Source organism: Dyadobacter sp. Leaf189 (assembly GCF_001424405.1).
GTDB lineage: Bacteria > Bacteroidota > Bacteroidia > Cytophagales > Spirosomataceae > Dyadobacter.
The window spans coordinates 1,711,850-1,722,196 of record NZ_LMPS01000001.1; the positions used below are offsets into that span (position 1 = coordinate 1,711,850).

Annotated in this window: 9 protein-coding genes and 1 tRNA gene; 5 read left to right on the top strand and 5 right to left on the bottom strand. The window is 47.7% G+C overall.

All coding sequences use genetic code 11. The features are described from left to right. Positions 1-27: 27 nt before the first annotated feature. From ASG33_RS07275 to ASG33_RS07295, 5 genes are all read right to left on the bottom strand, one after another. Complete coding sequence (locus ASG33_RS07275; protein ID WP_056281914.1) at positions 28-777, bottom strand: hypothetical protein; 750 nt, start codon at positions 775-777, stop codon at positions 28-30. Further along, a complete protein-coding gene (locus ASG33_RS07280) occupies positions 749-985 on the bottom strand; it encodes a hypothetical protein (RefSeq protein ID WP_056281916.1) in 237 nt (78 codons plus the stop codon). Before ASG33_RS07280 ends, ASG33_RS07275 begins: the two co-directional genes overlap by 29 nt. Before the next feature lie 16 nt (positions 986-1,001). Further along, positions 1,002-1,319 (bottom strand): nucleotidyltransferase domain-containing protein, encoded by a 318-nt coding sequence (locus ASG33_RS07285; protein WP_056283419.1) that lies wholly within the window; start codon positions 1,317-1,319, stop codon positions 1,002-1,004. Further along, the gene (locus ASG33_RS07290) at positions 1,319-1,741 is read right to left on the bottom strand and encodes a nucleotidyltransferase substrate binding protein (protein ID WP_056281918.1); all 423 of its coding nucleotides are present in this window, start codon (positions 1,739-1,741) and stop codon (positions 1,319-1,321) included. The genes ASG33_RS07285 and ASG33_RS07290 overlap by 1 nt, the downstream gene beginning before the upstream one ends. A 116-nt stretch (positions 1,742-1,857) precedes the next feature. After that, positions 1,858-1,942 (bottom strand) — tRNA-Ser (locus ASG33_RS07295). 182 nt (positions 1,943-2,124) lie between these two features. Between ASG33_RS07295 and ASG33_RS07300 the strand changes: the two genes are divergently transcribed. From ASG33_RS07300 to ASG33_RS07320, 5 genes are all read left to right on the top strand, one after another. Next, the gene (locus tag ASG33_RS07300; protein ID WP_056281921.1) at positions 2,125-3,147 is read left to right on the top strand and encodes an LLM class flavin-dependent oxidoreductase; all 1,023 of its coding nucleotides are present in this window, start codon (positions 2,125-2,127) and stop codon (positions 3,145-3,147) included. A gap of 46 nt (positions 3,148-3,193) precedes the next feature. Further along, positions 3,194-3,811, top strand: a complete 618-nt coding sequence (locus tag ASG33_RS07305; RefSeq protein WP_056281923.1) for an RNA polymerase sigma-70 factor — start codon at positions 3,194-3,196, stop codon at positions 3,809-3,811. Between the two features lie 82 nt (positions 3,812-3,893). Beyond that, a complete protein-coding gene (locus ASG33_RS07310) occupies positions 3,894-4,871 on the top strand; it encodes a FecR family protein (protein ID WP_056281926.1) in 978 nt (325 codons plus the stop codon). Between the two features lie 280 nt (positions 4,872-5,151). Next, positions 5,152-8,643: a TonB-dependent receptor gene (locus ASG33_RS07315; protein WP_056283422.1), complete on the top strand. Its 3,492-nt coding sequence runs from the start codon at positions 5,152-5,154 to the stop codon at positions 8,641-8,643. 43 nt (positions 8,644-8,686) lie between these two features. Continuing rightward, positions 8,687-10,288: a RagB/SusD family nutrient uptake outer membrane protein gene (locus ASG33_RS07320; RefSeq protein ID WP_056281928.1), complete on the top strand. Its 1,602-nt coding sequence runs from the start codon at positions 8,687-8,689 to the stop codon at positions 10,286-10,288. The last annotated feature ends 59 nt before the right edge of the window (positions 10,289-10,347 follow it).

Here is a 10,347-nt window from a genome sequence, read left to right on the forward strand (position 1 = left end):
ATCTCCTGCTAAGTTCCAATCTGAATATCAATCATCCAAATCCCCCGCCCGCTCCTGATACTCATCCAGCACCTTATCATTCATATATTCAAGCCTCTTCTCTAGCGAGAGGTTTTTAACTTCCTCATAGGAAATGAAGGTGCAAGATTCTCGCAAAGGGCCTTTTGGTAGGAGAGTGAAGACCGGGCGCAAAATTTCCTGAAATACTTTTTCACGTCGGTCGGCTGGTGCAACAATATGTGCATTTATCGCAAGATTAGGCTGCAATGCCATCAGGTCTGCCATCCTCAATATGCCCGAATAAATGGATGTGGTATGTTCCACTTCAAAGGCCCGGACGATCGATCTACCCTTAATCCAGAGTACGTCAATATTCTCAATTGTTCCAAGCGTGGTGTCGTCGTAATTTAATGGCAATATGGTCAACAGCGAATCATTTTCGGGTTTCCAAACTGACAGAACTCTTTGCCGATCGCTTTTTGGCAGCCAGATTTTCAGGTTCATTCTTTCTCCAATTCTCGACAGCATGGCTTGAACCCTAATTGACTCGCGTACTTCTTCTTTATCGGATGCCGGAGAAAATTCCTGCTCTTCCTTCGTCGGTACCGACACTTCGACTTCCTTACTTTCCTGCGTTTTGACGGTCAATGTGACCAGCTTCCGGCTATCGCTTTCACTGAGCGGAAAACGCCTGGGAGTCGACAGTTGCCTTTTTAAATAGGATTCGATCCAATTCCCGTCTTCCTCTTCAAAACGGCGCAAGTTTCCGCGCACCATATTGGTCCACGCGGTGCTCTTTTCGGGTAGGTTTTTGGTAAAAGAAAGGGCGGCCCAACATTTTGGTCACATAAGCAATGAGCTTGTCCCCTTTTTTGATGGCATTTGCCTGCGTTTTTTGCGACTCACGAAATCCGGAAATCGATCGCTCAGTTTCAGTGAATGTCTGATAGGTATCGGGGGAGAAGAGGGTGATGTAGTAAGCCATTTGCCTTTTAAACCTTTTATGCGCTGGTCGTCGATTCGCTTTCAAAGAAAATTACCCCAATCCGATCAATATGACTAATTAATTCCTGATTTTCAATCTGATGATAAGCCGCCAGATCAATTTTATAAGGAAGCATCAAATCATCCAGTTCGAGTTCAATTTTAAATATCAGAGATAAATCCAGCTCAGCGCCGACCAGTGCCAGGTCAATGTCGGAGCCGTTTCGGTAATTTCCTTTTGTGCGGGATCCGTATAGAATGGCGCGTTCAATCTGGGGATAATTGGCAAAGACCCCCTGAATGGCCTCTATCGTTTTTTCTGACAATCCGTACATCATTCTTCGTTGGCCTTGATCGCCTCCATTGTTTCCTGGAATGCTACGAAAAGCGGATAAAACTCGCTAACGATATTTTTGTAGATCTCTTCTGAGATTACTTCGTTGTAGGTGTGACTGGTGAGGTTCCTGTTCTTGATCATTTCCATCCAATGATCTCCATCTGTGATGAGGTTAGCGCTGAAAGCCTGGCGGGTCGCATCCCTCGAACCTCTGATTTCTGAATTGCCCTGGTAAATGAAGAAGTCCTGCATTACTTTCCAGGCCAGTTCGTGGGTGTATTCGAATGCCTGTATAGTTCCTTGCTTTTCAAGCTCGCTCAGTTCACGCATTGAATCCAATTGTACCGCTTCGCCGAGTTTTGCGAGTGCTCTTTTATAGTTTTCAAAGCGCTGTTCCCAACGGATATCCTGCTCTTTCATAGGTTCGCGGTTTGCTATATTTAAGATAAGCTAACCACCTGCCCTTTTTACCAGGGATTTCAGGGCAGCCTTAAAAGCAAAAAACCTCGCTTAAACGAGGTTTTTAAAAATGCTTGCAGAGAGAGAGGGATTCGAACCCCCGGACCTGTTACAGTCAACGGTTTTCAAGACCGTCGCAATCGACCACTCTGCCATCTCTCTAAATGTTTCGGCGTATCCGAAACGTGGTGCAAAAATAGGAACAAAATCTTTAAGCGCAAGATTTGGGATAAAAATTTTTGAAAGTTATACGTTTTGCCACCACTTACATCTGTCACCAAAAAGGAACTCAGAATGCATTAAAATGTTTTTTATGAATAGCAATCTTACAGTTAGTAATCGACATGGCAGACAAACTCATTCAGGATATACCTTTTTCCATTCTCGATCTTGCGCCGATCACGGAAGGGAATAACGCAGCAATCACTTTCAAAAATAGCCTCCGGCTCGCGCAGCGTGTTGAGGAACTGGGATATAAAAGATACTGGCTCGCTGAGCACCACAATATGGCGAGTGTTGCGAGTTCGGCGACGTCCGTGCTGATCGGCTACATTGCCGGCGGCACAAAAACCATCCGCGTCGGCAGCGGCGGCATTATGTTACCCAACCACGCGCCGCTGGTTGTGGCCGAGCAGTTCGGTACCCTCGCGTCGCTGTACCCCGACCGCATTGACCTCGGACTGGGCCGCGCCCCGGGAACAGACCAGGTTACTGCCCGCGCGCTGAGACGCAATTACATGGAATCCGCGCAGGATTTTCCGGATGATGTGATCGCATTGCAAACCTACTTTTCAGCAGAGAACAGCAACTCCAAAGTACGCGCCATTCCCGGCGAAGGCCTGGATATTCCGATATGGATTCTAGGTTCAAGTACGGATAGTGCGAGGCTGGCGGCGCATCTGGGACTCCCTTATGCATTTGCAAGCCACTTTGCGCCAACGCAGTTTATGACCGCCATTGAACTCTACCGCCGCAATTTCAGGCCGTCGAAATACCTCACGCAGCCTTATGTAATGGCCTGTGTCAATGTGATCGCCGGAGATACCACCCAGGAAGCTGAGCGGCTTGCGACTTCTTTCTTTCAGCTAGCTACGGGCATTATCACGGGCAAGCGCCGGCCTTTGCAACCTCCTGTTGATAGTATGGACGGACTTTGGGGAGAATACGAAGAAGCCGCTGTGCGGGAGATGATGAAATACACATTCATCGGCGACAGAAAAAAGATTGGCAGCGATCTGGCGTACTTTCAGAAACATACCCAGCTCGACGAGTTGATGGTCACCAGCCATATCTACGATCCCGAAGCGCGGATCCATAGTTATGAAATTTTGAAAAGCGTACAGAATGAAAGTGTGCTCAGCGCTTGATTTATTCCTCAAAACACATTGTCGTTATTTCGCATAATTTTGGTAATTGCAGTTCGTAAATTACCACGTCATTAATCCAGAGAACCCTCACCGGCAAGAAGAAGAGTTGCTTAACCGTTTGCGGCAGAGCGACAGGAATGCTTTTGCCGAGCTATACAGGAAGTACTGGCGACGGCTGTTCGATTCCGCTTACAAGCGACTGCTCCTGCGGGAGGAATGTGAGGAGATTATCCAGGAAATTTTCGTTGACATCTGGGAAAAAAGGGAAACGCTGATCATCACCGTTTCCCTGGAAGCCTATCTTTTCGGGGCACTTCGCTACCGTATTTACAACCTGATCCGTTCGAGAAAAATCCGGAATGCGTATCTGGACCACCTCACCAATACGCAGGAGGTTGAACAAAACTATATTGAAGACAGCCTGTATTACGAAGAGCTTGCCGGGGCTTTGGCGAAAAGCATTGAAAATTTACCTGAAAAGATCAGAAAAGTATATCAGCTCAGTCGTCGTGAAAACCTTAGTTACAAGGAAATTTCAGTCCGGCTGAACATTCCTCTCGATACCGTAGAGAAGCAGATGGGCAAGGCGATCAGGATTATCCGGGCCAATCTGAAAGATTTTACATTGTTGCTGATCTTGCTGGCAGAGCGTGGTTTTAAATGAGGTATCAGAAAAAAAGAATGCATTGAATGACGGAAGTCAATCCTGAGTGTTACTAGTAACTATTAAAGAAGTTTGATCATCAATGGACAGGGAGCGGTTACAATACTTATTGGAAAGAGAAAGGGGAGGGGCGGCTTCCGTTGAAGAGCGCGCGGAGCTGGAAGCATGGTACCTGAGTTACGAAAGTCAGCCTGATTTTACGAAACGCCTTTCAGAAAGGGCCTTGCCGGCATTGGAAGCAAGCATATTTGAACGAATTGAAAGTGCTCTGGAGCAGGAAAGTCCATCGCTGATCCAACCGGGAAGAAGAACGCTTTATGCAGGAATGCTGCGGATAGCGGCTTCTGTTCTGCTTGTTGTACTGGCTGGCGCCGGCATATACTTTTATCTGAGCCGGGCTGAAATGGTGCGGGAACAAACGGGTTATGGCGAAGTGCGTAAAGTAATGCTCCCCGACGGTTCGGAAGTGACCCTGAATGGTAACTCGGAAATCACCTATCTTTCCAACTGGGGGAATGAGCAGCTTCGCGAAATTAACCTGAAAGGGGAGGCTTACTTCAAAGTAACCCACACCAGCGACAATCGTAAATTCCGTGTCCGTACCGCGAAGGATTTTAGCCTTGATGTACTCGGAACGCAGTTTACCGTGGCCAGCAGAAAAAGCGGCACGCGCATTGTGCTCGCCCAGGGGAAGGTACAATGCAATCTGAACGCTGCTGAAAACGAGACGCTCATTATGAAACCCGGAGAAATGGTGAAGTTTACCGGTAACCCTTCCGATTATGTACGCAAAAACGTGCAAGCCTTCGAGTATTCAGCCTGGAAAGAGCATAAGCTGATTTTCAACAACACTACTCTTGAAGAAGTGTCACAGATATTGGAAGACACTTACGATTTCAAAATAAATGCAGAAACCCCCGAGCTGTTGACGCGCAAAATCACAGGCTCTGTGCCAACAGACAACATTGAGATACTTATCCAGGGTATCGCCGAAGCTTCGGGCGTAATCATCGCTCAGAACGGCAAGGAACTAACAATTACAAACAGGAAAAGGCAATAAACACAGTCAGTACGCAAATTCTGTTTGCGAAAACTGTGCACTTTGATTTAATAAAATAGATTATTAATTAGTAAATTATTTGTATTTTAAAATATAAACTGTTGATTTAAAGGCAAGTTGAATTGTGTGGGCAAGTTGAAGTATTGCCATTTCATAAAATTTTCAATCCGAAATGGCGGTAAGGCGAAGGAAATGTTACTATACAGTCACAATGCAGAATTAAATGCTTGTGATCCAATCATTTCCTTACTTAAACAAAACCCTTTTGCAGCCTTTGCCTATGAAACGATTAATTATTACACTCAAACTTTTTGCGCTTTGCAGTTGCTTCCTGGCACAGGCAACCGCGCAGTCCATTGCACTTTCGCGGGTGGACAAAGTCACTGCTCCCAAAAGCGACGTGGAGCAAGCCGTCACGCTGGAAAGCAAGTTGAGGGACCTCGAAAAGCAGTTTAATGTATCCTTTCTTTACAATTCCGGGTACGTGGCCGGCATCAAAATCAAGGATTCAGGAAAAGCATCGTCCCTTGAATCTTACCTCAAAAGGATCCTTGAACCCAACAAACTGGCATTCCGGAAATTGAGGGACAACTTCTATGTGATCTACACCAAAGAAGAGATCGAAGACAGGGAAGGGCAGAAGTCACAAAAAGATCAGAACACATCGGGTATTCAGCGTTCGCAAGCAAATGCGCTCGCTTCTGCTACCAATGTCAATCCGGCTGCATTGACGGTTTCAGGCGTTGTTGCGGATGCGGTTACTGGAGAGCCGCTACCCGGAGCAAGTATCATTATCAAAAATACAAGCAACGGAACAACCACCGATAACACAGGTCACTATACGTTGTCCAATGTACCTGAGGATGGTACGCTGGTTTTCTCTTTCATCGGTTACCTCTCGTCTGAACTTCCGGTCGATGGAAGATCGGTTATTGACATGAAGCTGTCGGCTGATTCGAAGGCACTTTCGGAAGTGGTCGTGGTAGGTTACGGTTCTGTTTCCAAGAAAGATGTTACCGGTGCAGTCTCCTCTGTGGGCGGAAGCGAAATCCAGAACATGCCGCTTCGCACCGCATCTGATGCATTGCAGGGCAAAGCGGCCGGAGTAATGGTGACGCAGAGCAGTGGTAGTCCGGGATCTGCCGGCGTGGTGCGGATCCGCGGTATTGGTTCGATCAATAATTCAAATGAGCCTTTGTACATCGTTGATGGTCTTCCGCAAAGCGGGATCGGCTGGCTTAACCCGAATGATATCGAGACGATGGATATTCACAAGGATGCTTCGGCTGCTGCTATTTACGGATCACGTGCTTCAAATGGATTGGTGATTATCACCACCAAAAGAGGTACCAAATCTGAATCTGTGAATGTTTCATTTGACAGCTATTATGGGCTGCAATCGCCTTGGAAACGCCCTCACATGCTGAATGCAGAGGAGTTTATCACATACAAAAACCGCGCTGCCGAGGCAGTGGGCGTCACTCCGCCGATTTCTCCTTCCATGAAGGAACAGGCGCTGGCATTTGTGCGCGCCAATACCGGACAGGAAGGTACCGACTGGTGGAAATACATCACACAGAAAAACGCGCCGGTGCAGAGCTACAACATTACTGTATCGGGTGGAAGCAGGAAAGTGGATTTTGCTTCATCGGTAGGTTACATGGATCAGAAGGGGATTGTGCGCGGGTCCGACTATCGCCGTATTTCGTGGCGAAATAATGTGAATGCTGATATTAATGAGCGTGTGCGGCTTGGAAGCAACATAGCTGTCGTATACGAAAGCCGTCGGAATATCGACGAGAACAATCCATTCTCCGGTACCATATTCAGCGCGATGACTGCCGATCCGATCACGCCGGTTTACCGGGATAACCTTACCAATATCCCTTCCTTTTACCAGACGATCATGCAGAATTATGATGCGAGCAATGCATTTTCAAAGTATGCAGGTGTACTCTATTCTAACAAGCCAAACCCGGTTGGTCAGATCGAAAGAATGCGCCAAAGTATCTGGGAAGGGATCAGCTTGAAAGGCGGCGCCAATCTGGAAGTGAAGATCATCGAGCCGCTTAAATTCCGGAGTAATTTCGGTCTGGATATCAACCGTGCATTGTCGAATGGATTTACGCCGCAATACTATCTCAATGGATATGATTACAGTAACTTCAACACGGTGAGCAATTATTCCTATTGGTCCAATTACTTTGTTTGGGAAAATACGCTGGCTTTTGATCAGGTGTGGGGCCAGCACCGCGTGAATGCGCTGGTGGGTACATCGGCGGAGCAAACAAAAGGACTTGAATATGGTGCATCCAAGCAAGGTGTCGTGAACAACGATCCTGATATGCGGATCATCAACTCCGCTACCATCAACCCGGCTGCCTCAGGTTATACTTACTCGAATGCACTGAATTCATTCTTCGGAAGGGTAAGCTATTCGTACGGAGGCCGCTACGTTCTGACAGCCAATGTGCGCCGCGACGGGACTTCACGCTTTGCAAAAGATTACCGCTGGGGCACTTTCCCCTCCGTTTCCGCCGCATGGAACTTTACTCAGGAAAGCTTCATCAAAGACGCCGCTCCGAAATGGCTGACGAGCGGAAAGCTGCGGGCGAGCTATGGTATGATAGGAAACCAGAATGTATCTAACGGTGCGTATCTATCGACTTATGGAAACAATGGGCGCTATCTTTTTGGAAATAATACAACGGCTTACCTGGGTGCAGGCCGGAGCAGCATTGGAAATGCTATGCTGCAATGGGAAACCTCCACGCAGACTGATCTGGGTTTAGATCTTGCATTCCTGGATGGTAAGCTCAATTTCACTGCCGATTATTTTAATAAGGCAATCGATAACATGCTGCTCATTGTCCCGTTGCCGACCACGCTGGGATATCCCAACTCGCCCTGGTCGAATGCAGGTAAAATGGTGAACAAAGGCTGGGAATTTGCAGTTGGATACGACAATGCGGTTGGTGATTTTCAGTATGGCATTAAGGCGACTTTCTCGACTTTTACCAATAAAGTGACTACACTGGGCGGCGGCGAGCCGATCTATTCCACAGCCCACCTGGGTGAAACGATCAGCAAAACAGAAGAAGGAATGCCAGTAGGTTATTACCTGGGCTGGCTGACCGACGGGATTTTCCAAACACAGGACGAGGTAAATGCAAGTCCGCAAAATGGGCTTTCTTCCCCCGGCGACATCCGTTTCCGCAACATAAATGGTGACAACATTCTGAATGCTGACGACCGCACGAAAATCGGGAACCCCTGGCCGGATTTCATTTATGGTTTTACGGTGAATGCAGCTTACAAAGGATTTGATCTGAGCGCATTCATCCAGGGCTCGCAGGGAAACGACGTCATGAACATCCTGCGTTACGACACCGAGGCCGGAACAGGCTGGTACAATGCACCGAAAGGTTTTCTTGAAAAAGCTTGGAATGGTCCGGGTAGCACAAACGAGTATTATAAAATCTCGCAGAATGCAGGTCTTAACACGAATGTGTCCTCTTATTTTGTGGAAGACGGATCTTACATGCGGATGAAAAACATCCAGCTGGGTTACAGCCTTCCGGCCGGTCTTTTACAAAAGGTTAAGACCAAGCAGGTGCGGTTGTATGTAGGCGCTCAAAACCTTTTTACCATCACCAAATACAGCGGACTTGATCCTGAAATGGGATCAACAGACCCTAAGTTGATGGGTATCGACCAGGGGTATTTCCCTCAGGCGCGCACCTGGATGTTTGGTATCAATGCGAAATTTTAAATAAATCCACTCTCGAAAATATTCTTAAAACAGGAATAGAAATATGAAAAAATTATCATTCATGATGCTTGTATGGTGCCTGGTTATGACCGGCACATCCTGCTCCGATGAGTTTTTAGACCGTACCCCACCGGGTAACCTGACTGACGAAACCTTCTACAAATCACCAGATGCCGGTTTTAAATCACTGATCACCTGTTACCGCGGATTTTACGATTTCTGGGGTTATGAGGCTGCACGTGCCGAATTGGGCAATATGACCACCGACGACAGCGACAAAGGCGGCTCGGATGCAGGTGACCGCCCGTTCGTAACCGACCTGGGTTTTGGCCGTGCGATCGCATCCAATGAAACGCTTACGGGTTACTGGACAGCACGTTACAATGCGATCGGAAATTGCAATGTGGCATTGGAAAAATTACCCGCAGCGGATCTGATCGATGCGAGCGGAGCGCCGCTGGACGAGACCCTGAAAAACCGCTATCTGGACGAAATCCGCTTTTTAAGAGCGATGTTTTACTTTGAGCTGGCCGAAGTTTTCGGGGGCGTGCCTTTGGTGACAAAAACGCTCACCGTGGATGACCGCACGAAACTGAACCGCGCTTCAAGCAAAGAAATATTTGCATTCATCGAATCGGAACTGCTGGCAGTTAGCAGTGACCCGGCCATGCTCTCGGCCACGAGCATTCAGCCTGGCGAGATCGGGAGAGCGACCAGGGAAGCGGCGCTGGCTCTGTTGGCACGGACTTATCTGTTTTTTGCCAAAGATGATGTTGCATTATATGCAAAAGCCCGTGACGCAGCCAAGAAAGTAATCGACTCCAAGGCATTTGCGCTGCATCCGCAATTCCAGGAAATTTTTCTGGAACATGGTTACAAGACCAAAGAAGCCGTGTTTTCCATTATCATGGGCGATGATCCCGCTATTCCTATTTACGGCAGTACAACTCCTGTATATTGCTCGCCACGCGGGGCAACAGGTGGCTGGGGCTTTGATATGCCTACGCAGGACCTGGTAAATGAGTTTGAGCCGGGTGATCCGCGTTTACTCTTCACCGTAATCCAGCCGGGTGATGTGTTCCCAAAAGTAAATGGAACGAAAGAAGTCCTGGACTTTTCCACTTATCCTAACACAGGTTACCACAACAGGAAAGTGTACCTCCCCGAAGTACGGCGCGGCCAGGGTTGGGGAAATGACGCGTGGACTTACCATCCGATCCGTTATGCCGACGTGCTGCTGATGTATGCAGAAGCATTGATTGAAAGCGGAGGCAGCAAAGCCGAAGCCGCAGATTATATCAACCAGGTTCGCAAGCGTGCTTCGGGCAGCATGAGAAAAGATGTGGAAGCCGTGTCAAGGGTTACGAGCATTGCCGAGAAAGCTTTGCCGGATGTGAAGGCAACCGACGATCTGCGCAAGGCGGTCCGCCACGAACGCCGCGTGGAGCTCGCTATGGAATACCATCGGTTGTTTGACCTTATCCGGTGGAATTCATTGGTAGAAACCATGAAGACCTATTCTCAGAAACCTGCGTCCAACGGCAAGGGGAATAATTTTACTGCGGGGAAAAATGAAGTCTTCCCTGTTCCGCAAATTGAGATAGACAGATCAGGCGGATCTATCACCCAAAATCCTAATTATTAAAGATTACAGACTTGCCACATTAAAGATGTGGCAAGTCTGTGTTTCTACATTGTAAATTA

What these genes read in the sequence shown, in the direction of transcription:
- ASG33_RS07275 (WP_056281914.1), bottom strand. Translation starts at nt 777, where the DNA reads ATGGTGCGCGGAAACTTGCGCCGTTTTGAAGAGGAAGACGGGAATTGG.
- ASG33_RS07280 (WP_056281916.1), bottom strand. Translation starts at nt 985, where the DNA reads ATGGCTTACTACATCACCCTCTTCTCCCCCGATACCTATCAGACATTC.
- ASG33_RS07285 (WP_056283419.1), bottom strand. Translation starts at nt 1,319, where the DNA reads ATGTACGGATTGTCAGAAAAAACGATAGAGGCCATTCAGGGGGTCTTT.
- ASG33_RS07290 (WP_056281918.1), bottom strand. Translation starts at nt 1,741, where the DNA reads ATGAAAGAGCAGGATATCCGTTGGGAACAGCGCTTTGAAAACTATAAA.
- ASG33_RS07300 (WP_056281921.1), top strand. Translation starts at nt 2,125, where the DNA reads ATGGCAGACAAACTCATTCAGGATATACCTTTTTCCATTCTCGATCTT.
- ASG33_RS07310 (WP_056281926.1), top strand. Translation starts at nt 3,894, where the DNA reads ATGGACAGGGAGCGGTTACAATACTTATTGGAAAGAGAAAGGGGAGGG.
- ASG33_RS07315 (WP_056283422.1), top strand. Translation starts at nt 5,152, where the DNA reads ATGAAACGATTAATTATTACACTCAAACTTTTTGCGCTTTGCAGTTGC.
- ASG33_RS07320 (WP_056281928.1), top strand. Translation starts at nt 8,687, where the DNA reads ATGAAAAAATTATCATTCATGATGCTTGTATGGTGCCTGGTTATGACC.